The following is a 22,762-nucleotide window of genomic DNA, read 5'->3' on the forward strand; positions in this document are numbered from 1 at the left end:
GCGACCATCCCCCGGATGCTGACGGATGGGGCGCGCGTGGTCAGGCCGCGGCGATAGCAAACACGCCGCGCCCGGGTCTGACACCGCTACCCGTCGGCGCAGAATTCAGTCGGCCCACGCGGACTGCAGGATCGCGGTGACCGCGGCCATGCGCGCCGAGCGGACCACCGCGCTGAGCGGCCGCAGGGCATTGGAAGCGAGCTGCGTTTCCGAAGAAGATTGCGTACCAGTCAATTCCGGTGCGGCGGTACGGTCGGGCAACCGGCTCAGCCCGGCGCTGACCGCGATGATCGCATCGACATGCGCGGCGTTCTCCAGCACCCGCAGCGCGCGGGTGGGCGCGTGGTCGGGAATCCGGTGTTGCCGTGCGGATTCCAGCATCTGCTCGACGAGCCCGCGCGGATTGTCAACGCCGCTGGCCGATTCCAATCCCATCACGCTCAACGCATCGGCAGCCGACCGCACTGCCGAACGCAGTGTGTATTCGGCGTCGCCCAGTTCGTGGTGGTCGAACACCGGGACGCCGGGCAACGAGTACACCATCCACGTCAGCGCGCACAGTTCGGGTTCGTCGGCTTCGTCGTCGTCGCTGTAGGCGTACTCGGGCACCAGTCCGATCGCGCTGCGCGCATCGTCGGGGTTGGTGACGATCACCGCCTCGCCGGCAGCCAACGCGTCGCGTTCAAACTGGGTGCCGGCGCACAACCCGCGCACATCGCCGGGCACCGGGATCACCACGTTGATGGTGCCGCGCGGACGGTCGGGCGTCTGACGACCGACTGCCGCCCGCAGCGTCTGCAGCAGCGACACCGTCCCGGCGTCGCTCACATCGGGCCACGGCAGCCCGGTGTGGCCCGCCGCGACGGCGTCGTAGGCCGCAACGGATTGCGTTGGCGCCCAGAGGGATAACGCATCAAGGACGTCGTCGGGCGCGGCCTTGCCTGCGAGCCAGGCGTTGGCCCACATCGACAGTGAGACACTGGGGCACCACATGGTCTCGCAGTGTAGTGGCTCGCCGCCACGGGCGTGGATTGTCGGAGATCACGCGTATTCTGTGCCCATGCCCGTCGCACTGATCTGGCTCATCGGAGCTCTGGTGCTGGTCGGTGCGGAGGCCCTCACCGGCGACATGTTCCTGCTGATGCTCGGCGGCGGCGCGTTGGCCGCCGCGGGGGTCAGCTGGCTGACGGACCTGCCGGTCTGGGCGGACGGAGTGGTGTTCCTGGTCGTGTCGGTGCTGTTGCTCACCCTGGTGCGGCCGCAACTTCGCCGGCGGATGACCCCGCAGACCGCGCTGCGGACCGGCGCGGAGGCGCTGGAAGGCAAGCACGCGGTGGTGCTGGATCGGGTCGCCCACGACGCCGGGCAGGTCAAGCTGGACGGTCAGGTGTGGACGGCGCGCCCGCTCAACGACGGCGACGTCTACGAACCCGGCCAGTCCGTCACCGTCGTGCACATCGACGGGGCCACCGCCGTGGTGTTCAACAACGCATAGCGACCGACTGAAGGAGTTCCGGTGGAAGGTGCGGTGACCGGCCTGGTCCTGCTGGCCGTCCTGGTGGTATTCGCCATCATCATCGTGGCCAAATCGGTGGCCCTGATACCGCAGGCCGAGGCTGCGGTCATCGAGCGACTGGGCCGGTACAGCCGCACGGTCAGCGGCCAGCTGACGTTGCTGGTGCCGTTCATCGACCGCATCCGGGCCCGCATCGACCTGCGTGAACGGGTGGTGTCCTTTCCGCCGCAACCGGTCATCACCGAGGACAACCTGACGCTGAACATCGACACCGTCGTCTACTTCCAGGTCACCGTCCCGCAGGCGGCGGTCTACGAGATCAGCAACTACATCGTCGGTGTCGAGCAGCTGACCACCACCACGCTGCGCAACGTGGTCGGCGGCATGACCCTCGAGCAGACCCTGACCTCCCGCGACCAGATCAACGCCCAGCTGCGCGGCGTGCTGGACGAGGCGACCGGCCGCTGGGGGCTGCGGGTGGCGCGGGTGGAGCTGCGCAGCATCGATCCGCCGCCGTCGATCCAGGCGTCGATGGAAAAGCAGATGAAGGCCGACCGGGAAAAGCGCGCGATGATCCTGACGGCCGAGGGCACCCGGCAGGCGGCGGTAATGCAGGCCGAGGGGCAGAAGGCGGCGCAGATCCTGGCCGCCGAGGGTGCCAAGCAGGCCGCGATCCTCACCGCTGAGGCCGATCGGCAGTCCCGGGTGCTGCGCGCCCAGGGTGAACGCGCCGCCGCCTATCTGCGGGCGCAGGGGCAGGCCAAGGCCATCGAGAAGACGTTCGCCGCGATCAAAGCCGGCCGACCGACCCCGGAGATGCTGGCCTACCAGTATCTGCAGACGTTGCCGGAGATGGCGCGCGGCGACGCCAACAAGGTGTGGGTGGTGCCCAGCGACTTCAACGCTGCGCTGCAGGGCTTCACCAGGTTGCTCGGCAAACAGGGCGAGGATGGGGTGTTCCGGTTCGAGCCGTCCCCGGTGGACGACGCGCCGCGGCACTCCGCGGACGACGACGACGCAGAGGTGGCGGACTGGTTCACCACCGGCAGCGATCCGGCGATTTCCCAGACGCGCGCCGCCACCGATGTCCTGCCGCTGCAGCCCGGTCAACGCCCGGTGGATGGGCCGCCGGAGCTGCGTCAATAGGATTGCCGGATGAGCACTTTGACTTCACCGAAGACCTACGCCGGACTGGCTGCGTTCCACGCCCTGGACGCGGTGTTGTGCGCGGTCGAGGCGCCGCCCATCAAGAAGGCGCTGGACACCGTCCAATGCCCGGAGAACGTGCGCCCGGTGTTGCCGGTGGTGAAGGTGGCCGCCGCCGTCGGCCTGGCGTCGGTGAACCGGTTTCCGGCGCTGGCTCGGCTGACCACGGCGATGCTGACGCTGTATTTCACATTGGCGGTAGGCGCGCACCTGCGGGTGCGGGACACGGTGGCCAACACGTTGCCGGCCGCGTCGTTCCTGGCGTTGGTCCTGGCGATGACGGTCAAGGGGCCGGACACCGCCGACGCTTCGTAGCCTCGCGGTGTCCGCGCCCGCGACCGAAAGCCGTGCTAGCGCGGAGCAGTCGGCGATGCGCTGGGCCCCGCGGAAGGCGATGCCGGTGGCTGACCCGGCCCCGGTGGCTGCTGCCCGGCCGGCCCACCCGGCCCAGCAGGTCCCATTGGGGGCGGCCCGCCCGGGAACGGCGGCGGCAGCATGCCGTGTGGACCGCCCATCGGGCCTTTACCGCCGGCCATCGGACCGCCCGGTCCGCCGGGACCGGGGAAACCCATGTGCGCTGCGCCGGGTGGCGGTCCGAAGCCTGGTGGCGGCGGTGGAGGTCCGAAGAAGGTGATCGCCAGCACGGCGGCTCCCGCGGTGAACATCGAACCGATCAGTCCACCCAGCAGTCCGGCGCCGAACAGCGCGCCGAGGGGAAAGCGCCGTTTCTGCGCCGCCGCCGGAGCAGCAGCGGGCGGCGGAGCGACGACTGCCTCGTCGCTCGGTGTCGTGGTGTGGTCGGAGGTCATGGGGACTCCTCGGGTCGTTGGTGCGTTGCTGGACGCGACGGTAGGAGCCGAACTTGAAGCAAAGCTGAAGATTGCCGGAGCCGGCCCGGCGCAGTCCGGACCAAGCAGCGTCGTGTGAACAATGGGGGGCATGACTCGCGCCGATCGCACCGGTAGCAGGACCGGCCAATTCAGCGTCGGCACCCCGCGGGTGTTGGTGGTCGAGGACTCCGAAACGATTCGGGTGATGGTCAGCGAGGCGCTGTCCGACGTCGGTTATCACACCGACACCCGTTGTGACGGAAACCGATTGGAAGAGGTGCTGGAAGGTCTGCGGCCCGATCTGGTGGTGCTTGACGTGATGTTGCCGGGCCGGGACGGATTCGAACTCATCGACGTCGTGCGGCAGTGGGGCGACATCGGCATCGTCTTGATCACCGCCCGTGACGGCCTGCCGGACCGGTTGCGCGGCCTGGACGGGGGCGCTGACGACTACGTGGTCAAACCTTTCGAACTGGCCGAGCTCGTCTCTCGGGTCGGGGCGGTGTTGCGGCGACGGGGACGGCTGCCCACCGTGGTCCAGTTCGGTGACGTGATCCTCGACGTCGACGCAGGCGTTGCGGCGCGCAACGGTCACCCGCTGGACCTCACCGCCACCGAGCTGCGGCTGCTGACCTTCCTGGTGGAGCAGCGCGGGCGGATCGTCAACGCCAACCAGATACTCAGTGCGGTGTGGGGATACGACGCCTACGACCCGAATCTGGTGCAGGTGCACGTCAGCGGGCTGCGGCGCAAACTCGAGGCGCACGGCCCGCGGATTCTGCAGACCGTTCGCGGCATCGGTTACCGCCTGCAGCCACCGCAATCGTGACGGGCACGGTCACGCCCACCCCGTCGCTGCGGCGACGGGTGGTGCTGCTCGTCGTGGCGCTGCTGGCGGTGCTGCTGGTCGTGCTGGGCGTGACGGTCGATATCAGCCTGCGCGTCCAGGCGCGGCACAACCTGAACGAACGGCTGCTCGCGGCGACGTCGCGAGTTGATGCTCTGGTCGCCGCCCACACCGCGCCGGATCTGATGGCCGCGCAGTTGAATGGTGGCAGCGTGCGCGCATTGATCGTGACGGCCGATGGTGTCACCTATGGCGATCCGGGCATCAGCCCCGACACTAGAGCGGGTTCTACTGTGCCGCCGCCCTTTCCGCCGCCGCCGGTGCACCGGCCGGGGCCGCCGCCGTCGGGCAGGCCGCCGCTGCCGCCGGGCATGTTGCCGCCGCCGCCACCGCCTAGCGGCACCCCTGCTGACGCGAGTGCGACCGTGGTGGTGCACCCGCTGCCCGACGGCGCCCGCTTGATCCTGGTCGCCGACACCACCCAGACCACGCAGGTGACCCGTCAGCTGCGCCAGCTGATGATCGGCGCCGGACTGGCGACGCTGGTGTTGGCTGCACTGTTGCTGGTCGTCGTCAGCCGGACCGCGCTGCGGCCGCTGGACGGGTTGACTGCGCTGGCCAAGGACATCACCACCGGTGACCGCGGCCGGCGGCTGCGGCCGTCGCGCACCGATACCGAATTAGGCCGCGCTGCAGACGCTTTCGATGGGATGCTGGATGCGCTGGAGGATTCTGAGTTGCGCGCCCGGCAGGCCGCCGAGGCCGCGCAGCGCGCCGAAACGGCGACGCGGCAGTTCCTTGCCGACGCCGCGCACGAGCTGCGCACCCCGATCGCGGGCATCCAAGCCGCCGCCGAGCAACTCGCCGCCCACGAGACCGGCTCGGAGTCCAGCGCGCAGCTCCGGCGGGCCGCCTTGTTGCAGTCCGATGCCCGACGGGCCGGTCGGCTGGTTGCCGACATGCTGGATCTGAGCCGCATCGACGCCGGCTTGACGCTGGACGTCCGGGAAGCCGATCTGGCTGCGATCGTCGAGTCCGAAGTGCAGCGCGCCGCCATGTTGGCGCCGGCGGTCTCGGTGCGGCGCACCGGGGTGTCCGAGCTCAACGTGACGGCGGACCCGACCCGGGTGGCGCAGATCCTGTCCAACCTGCTGGACAACGCGCGGCGGCACACGCCGGCGGGTGGCTCGATCACCGTCGAACTCGGTGCCGATCCGGGCGCGGCGACGGTGACCGTCACCGATACCGGGCCCGGCGTTCCCGACGACGAGCGGAACCGCATCTTCGAGCGTCTGGTCCGGCTGGATGCCGACCGTGCCCGCGACCACGGCGGGGCGGGACTGGGACTGTCGATCGCCCGCGCGCTGGCCCGGGCCCACGGCGGCGACCTGGTGTGCCTGCCCCACGACGGGGGTGCACAGTTCCGGCTCAGCTTGCCAAATTACCTTGTCAGGTCGGCAAATTCAGGTAACCGGGCGGCTATCTGATCCCATGTCAATTGGTTGCCCGCTATCGCAACCACGAATTGCTCGGCGGCATCGACATCCAGGTCAGTCGAAACCCGATAGCCGTTCAGGCCGAGGAGGAGCCAGCAGGCCGCCCAACCGGTGCGCTTGTTCCCGTCGGCCAACGATTGTGTCGTCACCAGTGAGTGCAGCAGCGCTGCCGCTTTATCCCAGACCGACGGATATGCATCTGTACCGAAAACCGTTGCCGCAGGGCGCATCAGACTGGATTCGAACAGACCGGGATCACGCACCAACGGCCGAAAGCCGCAGGCGTACTCCGCTGCGATCAAGACCTCGTCGGTGCTCGGGAAGTCCGTCACGCCAAGCGGCGGTTCAGTTCGGCGGAGCGCTGAGCTATCTCCTGACTTAGAGCACGTATCCGGCCTTCGCGATCGACCGCCTTGGCCAGGATCGCCTGTTTCGCGAACGCCCGCATGGAGGTCCCTGTGCTGCTTGCCGCCGCACGTACGGTTGCCAGTTCCTCTTCGGAGAATTCGACATTCAACGCTGGCATGGTTGACCCCCAATTACTTGGTACTACGAAGGTACCAGATTTGGTACCTGGGCAACGAGCGGCCAAATGGGGGCGGGGCTCCAGGCATGGACGGCAACGGTGGCGCGGGTGGCCAGGCGGCGCGGGCGGAGCGTTTGCCAGCGGCGGCGCCAATGGAGCGGTGCTCGGCAATGGCGGCATCGGCGGAATGGGTGGCGCCGGTGGCAACGCCGGCTATCTGTTCGGCCACGGTGGGAATGGTGGTGTCGGTGGTGCTGGGGGTGGCGGTTCGGCTGGCGAGGGTACTGGCGGCACCGGTGGCTCGGGAGGTCTGTCCGGGCTCTTTGGTGACGGTGGCGTCGGGGGAAGCGGGGGAACGGCGTTCAGCGTTGCCGGCACTGGGGGCACCGGAGGCAACGGCGGCAACGCTCAGCTGCTAGGCAACGGCGGCAACGGCGGCAACGCTCAGCTGCTAGGCAACGGCGGCAACGGCGGCAATGCGGGCACCGGACTCTGCCGTCGGGCTCCGGGAGTCGGCGGCAGCGCCGGGCTGCTGTTCGGGCTGGCTGGGATCAGTGGCAGCTGACATCGGTTCCCGTTGCCTGCAGCCAGTTAGAGCTGCACCCACTCGCCGCGAGCTGCAGAAGTCAGCACCGCCTCGGTGAGAACCGCTGCGCGATAACCATCTTCGAACGTCGGCAGCCCGTCCGGCGCCCCGCCCCGAATGGCCGAGTACACGTCGGCGACGAAAGCGTCGAAGCAGTCCTGATATCCCTGCGGGTGGCCGGCCGGAACCGTCGAGAGCCGCACCGCGTCGGCGGCGGAGAAACCGGCGCCGCGCTCCAGCAGCGTCGAACCCTCGGCTCCGCCGACCCAAAGCCGGTCGGATCGCTCCTGCTCGAAGCCGAAGGCAGCGCGTTCGGTGTCGACGTACAACTCGAGTCGGTTCTTGCGACCCCAGGACACCTGGCTGACGTTCATCGATCCGATCGCGCCGTCGGCCGTGCGGAACAGCAGTGCTGCAAGGTCTTCCGTCGGCTGCGACGCCTGGCGGTCGTGGACCGTTGACGTCATAGCCGACAACGCGACGATGCGGTCGCCGGTGACGAACTCGGCAAGATCGCACCAGTGGACTCCGATGTCGGCAAACGCCCGCGAGGGTCCCCCCGATGCCGGATCGACGCGCCAGTTGGACGCCCCCGCATCGCCCAGCCAATCCTGCAGGTACCCACCGTGGATGAGAAAGATGCGTCCGCTGTCGCGCAACCTGGCGCGCATTTCCCGCACCGACGGGTAGAACCGATACGCGAACGGCACCGCGTGCACCACCCGTCGCGCCTTCGCCTCGGCAAGCATGGCGGCGGCTTGCGCAGTGGAAACGCCGATGGGTTTCTCGCAGATCACGTTGGCGCCAGCGGCCAGAGCAGCTGAAACCTGTTGGGCGTGAACGGCATTCGGGGTACAGACGTGTACTAGGTCGGCATCGCCAAGTAGGTCGTGCGGCGACGACGACGATGCGGCCACACCCCACGCGTCGGCGGCACGGGCCGCGCCCTCTTCGGTGCGACCCACCACCCCGACGACGACGCCGCCGGCCCGGCGCACCGCCCTGGCGTGAACGGCGCCGATGAACCCGGTCCCGATGATCACCGAACGCAGCATCGAGGCGATACTACGGATGTGCCTGATGCCCGTCCGGTCGTAGTCCTTTCGGCTGCGCCGCGAGCGATCGATCAGCTTTTCCGGCCGGGCAGGTTCGAGGCGCTCGAGGCGGATTTCGAAGTCATTGTCGACGATGGCTTTACCCGGCTCGACGAGTTGCTGCCCGAGGTTTTCGCGATCGTCGGTCAGCCCGACCTGCCCCGGGAACGGCTGGTCCGCGCCGAGAAGTTGCGGGCACTGGTGAACGTCGAGGGGAATTTCTTTCCCAATGTGGACTACCCGGTGTGTTTTGCGCGCGGGATTCGGGTGCTGGGGTGTGGTCCGGTGTACGCGCAGCCCGTCGCCGAGTACGCGCTGGGTCTGGCGCTGGATTTGTGTCGGGGAATCAGCCGGGAGGACCGCGCTTTGCGGGCCGGCACGGAAAGCTGGAGTGCCGAGAGCACCGCGGACTCGATCCTGCTGTCCGGTGCGGACGTCGGCCTGATCGGTTTCGGCTTTCTCGGTCGCGCACTGCGCGCGCTGCTGGTTCCGTTCCATCCGGTGCTGCGCTGCTTCGATCCGTGGCTGCCCGACAGTGTGATCCGCGAGCATCAGATGATTCCGGCCGAGCTGAACGAGGTGCTGGCGCGCAGTCAGGTCATCGTCGTGCTGGCCACGGTCACCAGCGAGAGCGAACATCTGCTCGGCGCGGCGGAGTTGGACACCATTTCGCCAGGTGCCCGGGTCGTGCTGGTCAGCCGCGCCGCCGTCGTCGACCTCGACGCGCTGCTGGACCGCGTGGCGGACCAGCGGTTCCTCGCCGCCGTCGACGTGTGGCCCGACGAGCCGCTACCAGCTGACCACCGCGCCCGCGGCATCGAAGGGCTGGTGCTGTCCGCACACCGTGCGGGCGGGATCGCCAGCGCCTTTCATGACATCGGCGAACTGGTCATCGACGACCTGCGGCTGATCAAGGCCGGCCTGCCGCCGGTACGGTCGCAGCTCGCCGCACCGGAGTTGGTGGGCCGGTACCGCAACCGCCCGGTGGGTTGAGTCTCAGCCCGTCACCACACTGAGACCCCACTGCTCCAGCCACGGCCGCACCAATTCGGCCACCGAAAACGTTGCCGGCGTCGAACATCCGGGATTGGGGTCGTTCTGCCGTCCGCCGCGGATGTGGATGCCGACCGCCGCTGCGCCGTCCCGACGAATGAGGTAGACCGGGCCGCCGGAGTCGCCGCACTGACTGGCGGCCAGGAACACCACCTTGCTGTCGGTGACATCGGTGATCTGTCCGCATTCCACCCGGCCGGTCTTCATGCCGAATTTGCACAGCTGCTGGCCGAGCTGCAGTTCGTCGGCGACGCCACTGACCGGCATCGAGGCGGTGATCGCCGCCGTCTGTGGCACCTTGTCGGCTTCGAGGGTGATCAGCCCGATGTCATGGTCTTCGCCGCGGGTACCTTCGCTGACCGTCTGGGTGAACGTGCCCACGGTCACGTACGACTCGGCGGCGGAATTGATGCTGACTTTGCTTGTCTCGCCGGGCTTGTTGCAGTGACCGGCAGTGAGCAACGCCCGCTGGCCGGTGTTGGTGTGCACCAAAAATCCTGCGGTACAGGCCATTCCGCCGGTGCCGTCGGCGTAGCTGACCGCGATCGCGGTGCCCGGGCCGACGGTGGCTGCGGCCGGCAGCGGGAACGGGATGCGGATGGGCGGCTCGGATGCCCGGAGGATCGGTGTCCTGGGGCCGGGCAGGAACATCGCGCACACGAAGGAGGCGGCGCTGAGGAGCGCGAAGAACGACAGTCGCCAGCTGTGGAAGCGCCGGTCGCGGGTATGGCGCCAGGAGGCCAGCACCGGCCAGGCCGCCACCACCAGGCACAGTGATGCTCCGGCGGCGAGAGCGATGGTGCGCACCAGCGATGCCTGTGGTGACAGGTTCGCGAAGGCACCGACCATGACGTCGATCTTTCAGGTAAAGCCGAGCGTGCTCAAACCGAGCGCGCCGGCTCCGCGTCGACGGCGGGCGGCGGCGTTTCGAACGCCGGCCCGGGGTGCGCGGCATGCTGCTGGCGGTATTTGCGCACCTCGTAGATCAGCCCGCACATGCCCAACGCCCCCGTGCACACCGACACCAGCACCAACAGTGGGTTGCCGTCGCCGGCGAATGCGTTGCCCAGGATCACCACGGCGGCGGTGCCGGGCAACAGCCCGGCGACGGTGGCCCAGGTGTAGGGCAGCACCCGTACCGCGGAGGCGCCGGCGGCATAGTTGATCGCCGCGAACGGCACGGCGGGGATGAACCGCAACGACAGGATGGCCAGCCAGCCTCGTTCGCGCAGGCGCTCATCGAGTCGCGCGATCGCCCGCCGGTGATCCAGCCGCTTCAGCCGCCACCCGATGGCCCGCACCAGCAGCAGCGCCAGCACAGCGCTGGCGGTGCTGGCGCTCACCGCGATGGCCACCCCGAGCGCCGTCCCGAACAGCAGTCCAGCCGCGATGGTGAACGCGGTGCGGGGAAACGGCGCCACGGTCACGACGGTGTGCACGAGCAGGAAGGCGAACGGAAACCACGGCCCCACCGATCGCGCCCAGTCGCGCATTTCCAGCGCGGTGGGCAGCGGAACCAGCAACGCCACGGCCACCAGGGCTGTGATTCCCACCACGGTGAAAATCAGCCGCAGCCGCGAGGTCTGCCGCACCGCCTCAGCCATCGCCGTCGCGACACCGCGCACGGTATCGACGGTTTTGCAGATGAGGGGGGCCGGCATGATTTCCAAGGGTACGGGGCGCAGGTGAATACCGAGTTGCCCTCGGCTGGCGTTTCGCGGCACACCGCGGTGCAGATAGTCGCACCACGATTCCTCTTTTGCGGTGCAAATCAACTAGCGTAATTTGCGAGTTGCACCCCCTCAGACAACCCCAACAGTGCTGGGAAAACAGGAGCAATCGGTGTCCATTGACGTACCCGAGCTGGCGGACCTGGAACAGGTTCGCGGCCGTTGGCGCAGTGCCGTCGCCGGTGTGCTCTCCAAGAGCACCCGCACCGACCCGGCCGAGTTGGGTGACGAGCCCGAACAGCGCCTGGAAACACCCACCTACGACGGTTTCGTGATCCGGCCGCTCTACACCGCCTTTGATGAGCTTCCGGAACCGCCGCTGCCCGGCCAGTGGCCGTTTCTGCGCGGCGGCGACCCGACCCGCGACGTCAAGTCCGGGTGGAAGGTCGCAGAGGCCTTCCCGCTGCCCGGCCTGGCCGTCGAGGAGGCCAACTCGGCGCTGCTGGCCGCGCTCGGCGAAGGGGTCAGCGCGCTGCTGATCCGGCTGGGGGAGTCGGGGGTGGCTCCGGACCAGCTCGAAGCGCTGCTCGACGGTGTGTACCTGAGCATGGCGCCGGTGATCCTGGACGCGGGGGCTGATTTCGTTGCCGCCGCCGACGTGATGTTGCGACTGGTGGATGCGGTCGACGAGGACCAGCGCGCCACCGTGTCGGTGGATCTGGGCGCCGACCCGCTGACCGCGACGCTCAGCGACCGCACCGCCCCGCCGATCCAGGACGTCGTCACGGTTGCTGGGTGGGCTGCTGGCAAACCCGGGGTGCGGGCCGTCACGGTTGACGGCCCCGCCTTCAACAACGCGGGCGCGACCGCGGCCTGGGAGCTCGCGGCCACCATCGCTGCTGCGGTGGCCTATCTGCGGCTGCTCACCGAATCCGGCCTGTCGGTCCCAGATGCGTTGCGGCAGATCAGCTTCCGGCTCGCCGCCGACGACGACCAGTTCATGACGCTGGCCAAGATGCGCGCCGTGCGTCAATTGTGGGCGCGGGTGGCCGAGGTCGCCGGCGATCCGGACGGAGGCGCGGCGGTGGTGCACGCCGAAACGTCGCTGCCGATGATGACCCAGCGCGATCCGTGGGTGAACATGCTGCGCAGCACGTTGGCGGCCTTCGGCGCGGGTGTGGGTGGGGCGGACACCGTACTGGTGTACGCATTCGACGTGGCCATCCCGGGCGGCTGGCCGGGCACCGCCACCAGCTTCGCGCGCCGCATCGCCCGCAACACCCAGTTGCTGCTGCTCGAGGAATCGCACGTCGGCCGGGTGCTGGACCCCGCCGGCGGGTCCTGGTTCGTCGAAGACCTCACCAAGCAGCTGGCCGAGCGGGCCTGGCAGCACTTCCAGTCCATCGAGTCCGAGGGCGGATTCGTCGACGCCCAGGATTACCTCAAAGGTCAGTTGGACGAGCTCGCCGCAAAACGGGCCGACGACGTCGCGCACCGCCGCATCGCGATCACCGGCGTCAACGAGTTCCCGAACCTCGGTGAAGCGCCGCTGCCGCAAGGTGACTCGCTGGGGCGCGCCGGTCATGTCGTGCGTTACGCGGCCGAATTCGAGGCATTGCGGGATCGTTCCGACGTTTACTTCGCCGAGCACGAGGTGCGGCCACAGGTGCTGTTGCTGCCGCTGGGGCCGCTGGCCGAACACAACATCCGCACCACCTTCGCCGCCAACCTGCTGGCCTCCGGCGGCATCGAGGCGGTCAATCCGGGACCGCTGGATGCGGCCGGGGTCGCGGGAGCCGTTCAGGAAGTGGGTTCGCTGAAGGCGGTGGTGATCTGCGGCACTGACAAGCGCTACGCCGACGATGCATCCGAGGTGGTGGCCGCCGCGCGCGACGCTGGCGTCGAGCGGGTGTATCTGGCCGGGCCGGATAAGGCGGTGGCCGAGGCCGAGCACCGACCGGATGAGTTTTTGACTCTGAAAATCAATGCGGTGCAGACACTTTCGGATCTGCTGACTCGATTGGGGGCTTAGCATGACCACGACGGTTCCCTCGATTGGCAGCTTCGCCGACGTCCCACTGGAAGGCGATAAGGACGTACCGAAACCCACCGCGGAGGCGGTGAACGAGTACGTCGAAGCGGCCGCCAAAGCGCACTGGTACACCCCCGACCAACTGCAGTGGCAGACGCCGGAAGGCATCGACGTCAAGCCCGTCTACATCGCTGAGGACCGCCGGGAGGCCGGGGAGGCCGGCTACCCGCTCAACAGCTTCCCTGGTGAGCCGCCATTTGTGCGCGGGCCGTACCCGACGATGTACGTCAACCAGCCGTGGACCATCCGCCAGTACGCCGGCTTCTCCACGGCGGCGGAGTCCAACGCGTTCTACCGGCGCAACCTGGCAGCCGGCCAAAAAGGTTTGTCCGTCGCCTTCGACCTGGCCACCCACCGCGGGTACGACTCCGACCACCCGCGCGTGCAGGGTGACGTCGGAATGGCCGGTGTGGCAATCGATTCCATTCTCGACATGCGGCAGTTGTTCGACGGCATCGACCTGTCGACGGTGTCGGTGTCGATGACCATGAACGGTGCGGTGCTGCCGATCCTGGCGTTGTACGTGGTGGCCGCCGAGGAGCAGGGGGTGCCGCCGGAGAAGCTGGCCGGCACCATCCAGAACGACATCCTCAAAGAGTTCATGGTGCGCAATACCTACATTTATCCGCCCAAGCCGTCCATGCGGATCATCTCCGACATCTTCGCCTACACCAGCGCCAAGATGCCGAAGTTCAACTCCATCTCGATCTCCGGCTACCACATCCAAGAGGCCGGGGCCACCGCGGATTTGGAGCTGGCCTACACGCTGGCCGACGGCGTCGAGTACATCAAGGCAGGCCTGGACGCTGGGCTGGACATCGACAAGTTCGCCCCGCGGCTGTCCTTCTTCTGGGGCATCGGGATGAACTTCTTCATGGAGGTGGCCAAGCTGCGGGCCGGGCGGCTGCTGTGGAGCGAACTGGTCGCCAAGTTTGACCCGAAGAGCGCCAAATCGCTGTCGCTGCGCACCCATTCGCAGACCTCGGGCTGGTCGCTGACGGCGCAGGACGTGTTCAACAACGTGGCTCGCACCTGTATCGAGGCAATGGCCGCCACCCAGGGCCACACCCAGTCGCTGCACACCAACGCCCTGGACGAGGCACTGGCGCTGCCCACCGACTTCTCCGCGCGCATCGCCCGCAATACCCAGCTGGTGCTGCAGCAGGAGTCGGGCACCACCCGGCCGATCGACCCGTGGGCAGGTTCGTACTACGTGGAGTGGCTGACCCATCAGCTCGCGCAGCAGGCCCGTGCCCACATCGAAGAAGTTGCCGAGCACGGCGGCATGGCCCAGGCGATCGGCGAAGGCATCCCCAAGCTGCGCATCGAGGAGGCCGCCGCGCGAACCCAGGCCCGCATCGACTCCGGCCAGCAGCCGGTGATCGGGGTGAACAAATACCAGGTAGAAGAGGACCAGGAGATCGAGGTCCTCAAGGTAGAAAACAGCCGGGTGCGTTCTGAGCAGCTGGCGAAGTTGAAGGATCTGCGGGCGAACCGGGACGCTGAGGCGGTCGAGGCGGCACTGGCCGAGCTGACCCGGGCGGCGTCGGCGTCCGGACCTGCGGGTGAGGACGGGTTGGGCAACAACCTCATGGCACTGGCGATCAACGCGGCCCGGCACAAGGCCACCGTGGGGGAGATCTCCGACGCCCTGGAGAAGGTCTACGGGCGCCACCAGGCTGAGATTCGCACCATCGCGGGGGTCTACCGCGACGAAGTTGGAAAGGCGCCCAACATCGCTGAAGCCACTGAACTCGTCGAAAAGTTCGCCGAGGCCGACGGCCGCCGGCCCAGGATCCTGATCGCCAAAATGGGCCAGGACGGCCACGACCGCGGACAGAAAGTGATCGCCACCGCGTTCGCCGACATCGGGTTCGACGTCGACGTGGGTTCGCTGTTCTCCACCCCCGAAGAAGTGGCCCGGCAGGCTGCCGACAACGACGTGCACGTGGTCGGGGTGTCCTCGCTGGCTGCGGGACACCTGACGCTGGTGCCGGCGCTGCGCGACGCGCTGGCCGAGGTGGGGCGCTCCGACATCATGGTGGTGGTCGGCGGGGTGATCCCGCCCGGAGATTTCGACGAGCTGTACGAGGCCGGGGCTGCGGCGATCTTCCCGCCGGGGACGGTGATCGCGGACGCGGCAATCGGGTTGCTGCAGAAGCTGGGCGAACGCCTGGGATACGAACTAAGCGAATGACCTGAGGATTCCGCTTCGCGCGGTGGCTGGAAAGTGCACTGCCACTTGAGTTTTGGCGAAATTCATACTGGCTCCAGGCAAAGGCGCGCCGAGCGTAATAAATCGGTCCACGCAGACCGAGCTTGCGCTCTGGACTAGAGCGGGTTTGATATGCGGCGGAGCTGCTTTGACAGCCTGTGCCCACTGTCTGATTCGCGCATGGAATCGCCCACTTGAAGGCCGTTGGTCAATTAGATTGGCTGAATGCGTGCTGCCTTCACCCGCGTCAGCAGGCAGCGCGGAATTGTCGGCGCCGCCGATGGATGCGCGTCGGGGAACCCGACATTGGAAGGCCGCGAGCCTGGTCCGGATGTCACGAGGACGGCGAAGAGGAGACAGCGTGTATTCATACTTCTGACGCTGTGGGTGCTAGCCTGCACAACTTTCCACGTGTTTGTTGTGATGTCGGTCTATTCCAATGCAGTCGTATTGCTGCAGTACTATGCTATCAATTATAAATACGGATTTGTACGCCGTGGTTTAGCCGGTGAGTTGATCCGAATATTTCCTGAGCACAACTACTTTGATGTCGCATATGCGATTCTGTGGGCTTCAGCGATAACGTGGCTGATCTGCTTGGCGTTCTTCGTCTGGCTTGTCTTGAAGCCCAACCCAGGCTCAGAGCGGCGGAGGATGCTGGCTCTACTGGTTCCCGTCCTGCCCTTCTCGGTTTCCTACCTGGTATATAACGCGCATCCCGAAATATGGGGCATGTCTGCTCTCGTCATATTCAGTATCGCCGTTCGAAGTGCTGGCAGCCGCCGGTCGAGGGTCATCTACTGCGTGATCTACGGTGCGACCGGAGCAGTCTTCACCTTGATCCATGAAGCCATGGCGGTGCAGTTCGCCCTCGGCGCAGTCCTTGCGATAACCGTTCTTGCGAAAGACACTACGAGCGCGGCGAAGCGCCTACTCAGTCTATTAGCCGTAGGACCAGGCCTGTTGGCGCTGGTTTTTGTGGCGATGCTGGGTCGTCGTGATACCGCGACGTCTTTGTGTACTCAAATTCCACATGGACTGGTTGACGATCCCGTAGGGACATACGATGCCCCCCATCGAAGCCTGAGTTTTTTATTCGGTCAGTTTCAACATCAGTCGGATTTCCACGACTGGGTGTGTACGAAGACCATGCCGTTTTTTTACATGGATATTTTTGACGGTGCTAGGGTGGTGGCGTCCTATGGACTGCCTAAGCTTTTCGCTTCACTGGTCCTTGGTATCGCTATATTGTTTCTGACATTGTCGGCTGTCCGCTATGTATGCGGAGTTTCTGCCCGTTCATTTGCCCAAGAAATTTACAATGATCGTCGGATGGTGTTGCTCAGCATAGCACTCCTGCTTCCGCTTTTCGTGACCGCCGTTGATTGGACGCGTTGGTATACCGTCATTGCTCTGGACATAACCACTGTTTATATTCTTTATGCGATTGAGAGACCTGAAATCGATCAGAGGGTGACCCGACGTGACTGGCAGGTATTCGTCGCAGCTGTCGTCGTCTTTGCGGCCATACCTTTCGGCAACCTCAACAACGTTGGCTCGTAGTCAGGCTCAGTGCTCGTAGCTTGTGGCGGGCAGTCTGGGGATCGCACGTGCCCACCCCGGGATGGCCGTCCCGAACCAGCCTCGCGATATGGGATTCTGGAGAACCGACAAGAACCCGTCCAGGCAGTCAGCCGTCGTGGGAAGGCTAAACCGTGACCGTTCCCCATCTCGCTCGCGTCCCGGCAAGTAAGTGATGTCGCCAACTGGCAGCTCCGTGACGGAGCTATCCGAAGCGATCCGAGGAGGCGACCGCGCAGCCCTGCCGCGGGCCATCACACTGCTGGAATCGACGCGCGCCGACCATCGAGAGCGGGCGCAACAACTGCTGCTGGAACTGCTGCCCGATTCCGGCAATGCCCATCGGGTCGGCATCACCGGCGTGCCGGGGGTGGGTAAGTCCACCAGCATCGAAGCCCTGGGCATGCATTTGATTGGACAGGGCCACAAAGTGGCGGTGTTGGCTGTCGATCCGTCCTCAACGCGGACCGGTGGCTCAATTCTGGGCGACAAGACCAGGATGGCGCGCCTGGCAGTGCACCCCGATGCCTACATCCGGCCGTCTCCCACGTCGGGGACTCTGGGCGGCGTGGCAAAGGCGACCCGGGAAACGGTTGTGTTGTTGGAGGCAGCCGGTTTTGACGTGATCCTGATCGAAACCGTGGGCGTCGGCCAGTCCGAGGTCGCAGTGTCCAACATGGTCGACACGTTCGTGTTGCTGACGCTGGCGCGAAGTGGGGATCAGTTGCAAGGTATCAAAAAGGGCGTGCTGGAGCTGGCCGATATCGTGGTGGTCAACAAAGCCGACGGTGCCCACCTCAAGGATGCGCGGATGGCCGCGCGCGAACTCTCCGGAGCCATCAGGCTGATCTATCCGCGCGAAACCCTGTGGCGGCCACCGGTTCTGACCATGAGTGCGATGGAGGAAACCGGCCTGGCCGAGTTGTGGCAGACCGTGGAGAAGCACCGCGACGTACTCACCGAGGCCGGCAAGTTCGAGGCGCGTCGTCGCGACCAGCAGGTGGACTGGACCTGGCAGATGGTGCGGGACACGGTGCTGGACCGGGTTTTGTCCAACCCGGAGGTGCGCAGGATCCGCCCCGACGTCGAGCGGCAGGTGCGCGACGGTGAGCTGACCCCCGCTCTAGCCGCCCAGCAAATACTTGAGATCGCGACGACTTAACAGATCGGTAAATATGTCCGGGTTTGCCGGTGGGCAGTTAGACGGGTGAAGTAAATTCAGATTCGTGACGGTAGACATCGGAGTCGATCGACGCGCTGTTCCTTCCCACGATGCCCCTGACGCAGGGCATGGTGTGTTCGGCGCCGCGGACTCCCACTTCGGATGCGTCGTTCGTGCTTTCTCTACCATGTGGCCCGGTCACCGCTTCGGCGGCGGCGCGTTGGCGGTCTATTTGGACGGGCAACCCGTCGTCGACGTGTGGAAGGGCTGGGCGGACCGGGACGGCAAGGTGCCGTGGTCGGCTGACACCGCGCCGATGGTGTTCTCGGCCACCAAAGGCATGGCCGCCACCGTCATCCACCGACTCGCTGACCGCGGCCTGATCGACTACGAGGCACCGGTCGCCGAGTACTGGCACTCGTTCGGCGCCAACGGCAAGGCCGACATGACGGTTCGCGAGGTGATGAAGCACACCGCCGGCCTGTCGGGCCTGCGCGGAGCCACCCAGGCGAACATCTTCAATCATGTCGAGATGGAGGAACGGCTCGCAGCGGCGGCGCCGGGACGGCTGCTGGGTCAACCGGCCTACCATGCGTTGACCTTCGGTTGGCTGATGTCGGGACTGGCCCGCGCAGTCACCGGCAAGGACATGCGGGCGCTGTTCCGCGAGGAACTCGCCGAACCGCTCGGTACCGACGGCTTTCACCTGGGCCGTCCGCCGGCCGGCTCACCCACCCGGGCCGCCGAAATCATCATGCCCCAGGACATCGCCGGCGCCCCGATCGTCAACTGGGGGATTCAGAAGATCGCCAATCACTTCTCCGGCGGGTACCGCTCCATGTATTTCCCGGGAGTCATCGCCTCGGTGTCGGGGAACATGTCGATGCTGGACGCCGAGATCCCGGCTGCCAACGGCGTGGTCACCGCACGAGCTCTCGCCCGGATGTACGGTGCGATCGCCAACGGGGGAGAGGTCGACGGCACCCGGTTCCTGTCCCGACGGCTGGTCGCCGGGCTCACTGGTGAGCGGGTCGTGCAGCGGGACCGGAACATCTTCGTGCCCATGGCATTTCACCTTGGATATCACGCACTGCCCATCGGCAACGTGATGCCGGGCTTCGGCCACGTGGGCCTGGGAGGGTCAGTCGGTTGGGCCGACCCGGAATCGGGTCTGGCGATCGCGGTGGTGCACAACCGTCTGCTCACGCCATTGGTGTTGACCGACCACGCTGCGTTCGTCGCTCTGGCGGCGCTGATTCGTCAAGGTGCTGCGAAGGCACGCAAGCGGGGGTATCGGCCGGTGCACGGGTTGGGCGCTCCGTATTCGGAGCCGGGTGCGGTGGCGGGGTAGGGGCTACCCGAGGTTTTCGAAGGCGCCGATCTTCTCCAGGGTTACCGCGAGCGGGTCGGCGCCGTCGTGTACGCGGCGCTCCCAGTCGATAGTCCAGCCGACAGCGTCGTGGAAGCGGAGCCGGTTGCGCCAGCCGAGTTCACGCTGCGCCTTGGTCGCGTCGAGGGCCAGCAGATTCGCTTCGTGCGGATGTTCCCCGGGCTGGTTGTCCCAGTGGGCGCCGCCGCCCCACAGTTCGGCGGCGAGTGTCGCAACCTGGCCGACCTCGACGAAGCTGTCCCGGCCGGGGCCGATGTTCCATTGGTCCTGGCCTTTTGCGCCGTCGGACAGCAGGGCCTCCGCGATGACCAGGTAGCCATTGAGGCAGTCCAGGACGTGCTGCCAAGGCCGCACTGCCTGGGGGAAACGCAGCAGGGGTGGTCGTCCGCCCGCGTAGGCGCGCACCAGGTCCGGCATCAGCCGTTCGGGGCTGACGTCGCCGCCACCGATTACGTTGCCGCCGCGAGCGATAGCCGTAGGGCAACCGGGATAGCTGCGGACCCATGACTGCGTGAGCAGGTCGGCCATCGCCTTGGAGGCGCTGTACGGGTCATCGCCGCCGAGTGGGTCGGTCTCGACGTAGCCGGCCTCCTGGTTGATGTTGCGGTAGACCTTGTCGGTGGTGACGACGACATGGGCGCGCACCGACGGCGTTTTCGTCACTGCCTCAAGCACGTTGAGGGTGCCCATCGCGTTGGTCTCGTAGGTGTAGCGCGGGTCCCGATAGGACTCGCGCACCTGCGATTGCGCGGCCATGTGTATGACGACATCGGGGGCGGTGGATCGGATCGCGGCGGTGGTTGCCTGCGCATCGCGGATGTCGACTCGGTGATCGGTGAGCAGTTGCCTGGTCAGCGCGGCCTGCTCGAAGAGGCCGCCTGGGGGGGCGTCGAGAGCCAGGCCGGAGACCGTATGGCCGCGGCTGCGCAGCAACAGGATCAGCCATGGACCTTTGAAGCCGGTGTGACCCGTGATCAGGTAGTGCATCAGCTAATTGTGCGTACGGGCTCAGGTGCGCGAATCACTCCATCTGGCCGCGTGCGGGCGGATCGATATGTCCCAGTGATGAAGGTCCCCTTGTTCCGTTGTGAGCGGCGAACTGATCATATTAAAAGACCAGCGGGGCTACCCGTGGGTCCTAGCCGGGTGCGGCCCAAATCCGATCGCTTGTTGCAGTGTCGCTACGATCGGCACGACAGATCGAGGTCGCACAGGCCGGAACGTCGCCGTATTTGGCCCCCTTCGGGTCGTGTGTGTACTCCGCACCTTTGAACAGCCACCGGTCGAGCACTAGGAAGCGTCCTACCCACACGATGCCGAAACCAATGACCTGCGCACACAGCACAGCTGCGCCCCGAACGACAGTTGCATGGTCAGCAATTAGCCGTTCGACCAAGTAGGTAAATGCGGTAGCCAGTGAAACGCCTAGCATTACGGCGAACCAGAATACAAGTATCTGCCTGTGAAGTTCTCGTCCCGAACGGTCCCGCCAAACCAAGTGCCTATTTGCGAAAAAATTCGGGACCGCAGCGATGGAGGCGGCTAAGACAGAAGCCGTGACGTAATCGTCGAGCCAGCGGCCCAACAGCAGGAGTAGACCTTGTCCAACGGGAAGAAAAGCTAGCGAAACCCACGCATACCGTAGCTTCCTGCGGATCGCCTCAGGTAGCGAGTAGGAAGCTGCACCCGACGGCCACAGGTTCATGTGGATTGAAATTAGTTGTCAACGAGGCTGCTCGGGCGGGAATCACAGAATTAGTCGGCGAGAGCACTGACGAGATGAACCCGGTGAAAGCGCTGACGGAAGTCTGTACGGCACAACTTCGCCGACGTGCACCTCTCGTTCGGCGAGGGCTCGGGAGCGATGTGCTGTGAGGTGGCTGCGGTCAACACGACTATTTGCCAACAGTGAATGAATTACACTAACGCCACTGGTAAGTTCTCGGCTTGCTGTCGTGACGATCTGAGCATTTCGTTATCCGGCTAGCGGCACCAGCTAATTACAGTATGTCTAGATGCGTCACCGTCGATCTGCCACTGTCGATGAACGGGGATGGAGTACAGGATGCAACGGATGGCGAGGCAAATAACCATTAACCGTCGGTGCTTGCGGCTCAGATACAGCAATCGGGCTGCAAGTTCTTACAAGTGATTTTCTATATCTGTTCGTCCGCGCCGGTCATTACATTAACTACCGCAAGCCCCCGTAGTGACTCGGCTCTCATTGCGCCCCGCAAATAGTTTAGCCGGCCTTTCTTGTCACGAGATTCCGCAAATCTTGATTCGATGTAGCCCTGCGCAGCGGTCAAAGGCTCGAGTCCATGACATAAGCTGGCTTTTACGAAAAATGCGTTGTTACCTGCCGTATTGCTCCCGATGAAGTCATAGCCTTTCGACAGCGCGAGATGGCACAATGCACCCAGGGAGGCACCGTAATAGAGGTTGCCATGCAAACCCCAGCGATTGAACTTTGGGTCGTAGGGAATGGTGATCGCACGGTCCCGTCCGAAAACACTATTGTATTCGACGATGACGACAGCCGGGTCAATCACCGTAATGGCCTGCCAGACCCAGTAGTCGTTACCGTCGATATCGATATGCAAGATTCCAACTTCGCCAGCGAAACCATGATTGAGAAGCAATTGATTGATGTTCTCGGCGGTAACAAAAGCGCAGGCGCTCTGTAAGTCATATTTCCAGGAAATCTCGTCGCGACGGATCGCATCAATATTGCGTTGCGACCCATCCATCACCAAACCCCGCCAGTTGTTGTTAATCAACAAGAAACGAGTGTTTGCTTCAGTGTAGGTTTCGACGCCGAACTCGACAAAAGATTGATTTATCCCTGGCAGGCGTTGTATTAACCACTGGATGATGCCATCGTCGCCCCATTGGCTGAACACCGAAAACTCAACTTCAGCAAGATTGCGGACGGCTGGCTTGTCGCGCACCACCCAAGAGAGTTGCCGACCCACTAGGGCCTTTAACTTCTCGTCTTCCGCAGTCCCCACTGTCTCTCCTGCTGCTCGTATTCGATGGTTGCTCATTGAGCATGTCGGTCACTAAGGGTCATCGTAGGACGCGCCGACCCCGGTGTGCACGAGCGATGTTCCGTGCGTCCAGGCACAACTGGTGCGGTCGCCGCCCGGCAACTGAGTAGCCACGCGAAACGCTTAGGTTCTATCAGGGTTCGGCCTGGCCAAATATGGAACCTCCTAGGCGGAAGCGACCATCCTCGGCGAGCTGTCGACTTGTATCGGATGGAGCCGTCGAGCAGCGGAATATCACGTGCGAGTTGTACTGAGACATCTAACCGAATCCCGACGACAAGACGGCTGGTCGACTGCACATCGCTGAATACCGTTAGCGGGCGGAGTCGACGCCGCATGGACATCCTTGAAACAGTTTATGATCTCTATCTCGTGTGTATGCCCCGGCTTGACACAGGTACCGTTCGCCGTTCGACGCAGGGGGCGTTCGGCACTCTCTACTAGTCGT

At 65.4% G+C, this 22,762-nt stretch carries 21 protein-coding genes and 1 pseudogene; 12 read left to right on the forward strand and 10 right to left on the reverse strand.

The features are described from left to right. Positions 1-105: 105 nt before the first annotated feature. A complete protein-coding gene (locus AC5Y3Z_RS05700; protein ID WP_473139604.1) occupies positions 106-993 on the reverse strand; it encodes an Rv1486c family protein in 888 nt (295 codons plus the stop codon). 67 nt (positions 994-1,060) lie between these two features. Between AC5Y3Z_RS05700 and AC5Y3Z_RS05705 the strand changes: the two genes are divergently transcribed. Genes AC5Y3Z_RS05705 through AC5Y3Z_RS05715 form a run of 3 tightly spaced genes read left to right on the forward strand, consistent with a single transcriptional unit; the run spans position 1,061 to position 3,037 of the window. Further along, the gene (locus AC5Y3Z_RS05705; protein WP_463825097.1) at positions 1,061-1,495 is read left to right on the forward strand and encodes an NfeD family protein; all 435 of its coding nucleotides are present in this window, start codon (positions 1,061-1,063) and stop codon (positions 1,493-1,495) included. Positions 1,496-1,516: 21 nt separating this feature from the next. Then, entirely contained in the window at positions 1,517-2,662 is a 1,146-nt protein-coding gene (locus AC5Y3Z_RS05710) for an SPFH domain-containing protein (RefSeq protein ID WP_463825098.1), read from the forward strand. A 9-nt stretch (positions 2,663-2,671) separates the two neighbouring features. After that, on the forward strand, positions 2,672-3,037 hold the full coding sequence (locus AC5Y3Z_RS05715; protein ID WP_463825099.1) for a DoxX family protein: 366 nt from the start codon (positions 2,672-2,674) through the stop codon (positions 3,035-3,037). A gap of 35 nt (positions 3,038-3,072) precedes the next feature. Here the strand turns inward: AC5Y3Z_RS05715 and AC5Y3Z_RS05720 are convergent, their stop codons facing one another. After that, positions 3,073-3,531, reverse strand: coding sequence for a hypothetical protein (locus AC5Y3Z_RS05720; protein ID WP_473139605.1), 459 nt, complete (start codon positions 3,529-3,531; stop codon positions 3,073-3,075). Between the two features lie 130 nt (positions 3,532-3,661). On the opposite strand from AC5Y3Z_RS05720, the gene AC5Y3Z_RS05725 reads away from it, so the two are divergent. Continuing rightward, entirely contained in the window at positions 3,662-4,381 is a 720-nt protein-coding gene (locus AC5Y3Z_RS05725; RefSeq protein ID WP_473139606.1) for a response regulator transcription factor, read from the forward strand. Next, entirely contained in the window at positions 4,378-5,886 is a 1,509-nt protein-coding gene (locus tag AC5Y3Z_RS05730) for a HAMP domain-containing sensor histidine kinase (RefSeq protein ID WP_473139607.1), read from the forward strand. Before AC5Y3Z_RS05725 ends, AC5Y3Z_RS05730 begins: the two co-directional genes overlap by 4 nt. Here AC5Y3Z_RS05730 and AC5Y3Z_RS05735 read toward each other — a convergent pair. Beyond that, positions 5,841-6,227 carry a type II toxin-antitoxin system death-on-curing family toxin gene (locus tag AC5Y3Z_RS05735; RefSeq protein ID WP_473139608.1) on the reverse strand — a complete coding sequence of 129 codons (387 nt, stop codon included), beginning with the start codon at positions 6,225-6,227 and terminating at the stop codon, positions 5,841-5,843. The genes AC5Y3Z_RS05730 and AC5Y3Z_RS05735 overlap by 46 nt on opposite strands. Beyond that, the gene (locus tag AC5Y3Z_RS05740; protein ID WP_463825105.1) at positions 6,224-6,421 is read right to left on the reverse strand and encodes a hypothetical protein; all 198 of its coding nucleotides are present in this window, start codon (positions 6,419-6,421) and stop codon (positions 6,224-6,226) included. Before AC5Y3Z_RS05740 ends, AC5Y3Z_RS05735 begins: the two co-directional genes overlap by 4 nt. A gap of 160 nt (positions 6,422-6,581) precedes the next feature. On the opposite strand from AC5Y3Z_RS05740, the gene AC5Y3Z_RS05745 reads away from it, so the two are divergent. After that, on the forward strand, positions 6,582-6,986 hold the full coding sequence (locus AC5Y3Z_RS05745) for a hypothetical protein (RefSeq protein WP_473139609.1): 405 nt from the start codon (positions 6,582-6,584) through the stop codon (positions 6,984-6,986). Between the two features lie 26 nt (positions 6,987-7,012). Here the strand turns inward: AC5Y3Z_RS05745 and AC5Y3Z_RS05750 are convergent, their stop codons facing one another. Next, entirely contained in the window at positions 7,013-8,062 is a 1,050-nt protein-coding gene (locus AC5Y3Z_RS05750; protein ID WP_473139610.1) for a Gfo/Idh/MocA family protein, read from the reverse strand. Positions 8,063-8,080: 18 nt separating this feature from the next. Between AC5Y3Z_RS05750 and AC5Y3Z_RS05755 the strand changes: the two genes are divergently transcribed. Beyond that, positions 8,081-9,094 carry an NAD(P)-dependent oxidoreductase gene (locus tag AC5Y3Z_RS05755; RefSeq protein WP_473139611.1) on the forward strand — a complete coding sequence of 338 codons (1,014 nt, stop codon included), beginning with the start codon at positions 8,081-8,083 and terminating at the stop codon, positions 9,092-9,094. Between the two features lie 3 nt (positions 9,095-9,097). Here AC5Y3Z_RS05755 and AC5Y3Z_RS05760 read toward each other — a convergent pair whose 3' ends face one another. After that, positions 9,098-10,003, reverse strand: a complete 906-nt coding sequence (locus AC5Y3Z_RS05760) for a S1 family peptidase (RefSeq protein ID WP_473139612.1) — start codon at positions 10,001-10,003, stop codon at positions 9,098-9,100. 32 nt (positions 10,004-10,035) lie between these two features. Then, positions 10,036-10,815, reverse strand: coding sequence for a TVP38/TMEM64 family protein (locus AC5Y3Z_RS05765; protein WP_473139613.1), 780 nt, complete (start codon positions 10,813-10,815; stop codon positions 10,036-10,038). A gap of 181 nt (positions 10,816-10,996) precedes the next feature. Between AC5Y3Z_RS05765 and mutA the strand changes: the two genes are divergently transcribed. From mutA to lipL, 5 genes and pseudogenes are all read left to right on the forward strand, one after another. Then, positions 10,997-12,856, forward strand: a complete 1,860-nt coding sequence (gene mutA / locus AC5Y3Z_RS05770) for a methylmalonyl-CoA mutase small subunit (RefSeq protein ID WP_473139614.1) — start codon at positions 10,997-10,999, stop codon at positions 12,854-12,856. A 1-nt stretch (position 12,857) separates the two neighbouring features. Continuing rightward, positions 12,858-15,113, forward strand: a complete 2,256-nt coding sequence (scpA, locus tag AC5Y3Z_RS05775; RefSeq protein WP_473139615.1) for a methylmalonyl-CoA mutase — start codon at positions 12,858-12,860, stop codon at positions 15,111-15,113. Between the two features lie 243 nt (positions 15,114-15,356). Continuing rightward, entirely contained in the window at positions 15,357-16,694 is a 1,338-nt protein-coding gene (locus AC5Y3Z_RS05780) for an Rv1490 family membrane protein (RefSeq protein ID WP_473139616.1), read from the forward strand. Between the two features lie 193 nt (positions 16,695-16,887). After that, positions 16,888-17,885: pseudogene (meaB, locus tag AC5Y3Z_RS05785) on the forward strand (methylmalonyl Co-A mutase-associated GTPase MeaB). A 53-nt stretch (positions 17,886-17,938) separates the two neighbouring features. Continuing rightward, the gene (gene lipL, locus AC5Y3Z_RS05790) at positions 17,939-19,225 is read left to right on the forward strand and encodes an esterase/beta-lactamase LipL (protein WP_473139617.1); all 1,287 of its coding nucleotides are present in this window, start codon (positions 17,939-17,941) and stop codon (positions 19,223-19,225) included. Positions 19,226-19,228: 3 nt separating this feature from the next. Here lipL and rfbG read toward each other — a convergent pair whose 3' ends face one another. From rfbG to AC5Y3Z_RS05805, 3 genes are all read right to left on the reverse strand, one after another. After that, a complete protein-coding gene (gene rfbG, locus AC5Y3Z_RS05795; protein WP_473139618.1) occupies positions 19,229-20,251 on the reverse strand; it encodes a CDP-glucose 4,6-dehydratase in 1,023 nt (340 codons plus the stop codon). A gap of 151 nt (positions 20,252-20,402) precedes the next feature. After that, entirely contained in the window at positions 20,403-20,969 is a 567-nt protein-coding gene (locus AC5Y3Z_RS05800; protein ID WP_473139619.1) for a GtrA family protein, read from the reverse strand. A gap of 451 nt (positions 20,970-21,420) precedes the next feature. Beyond that, on the reverse strand, positions 21,421-22,275 hold the full coding sequence (locus AC5Y3Z_RS05805; RefSeq protein WP_473139620.1) for a hypothetical protein: 855 nt from the start codon (positions 22,273-22,275) through the stop codon (positions 21,421-21,423). Positions 22,276-22,762 lie beyond the last annotated feature (487 nt).

Source organism: Mycobacterium sp. NGS61 (genome assembly GCF_059812325.1).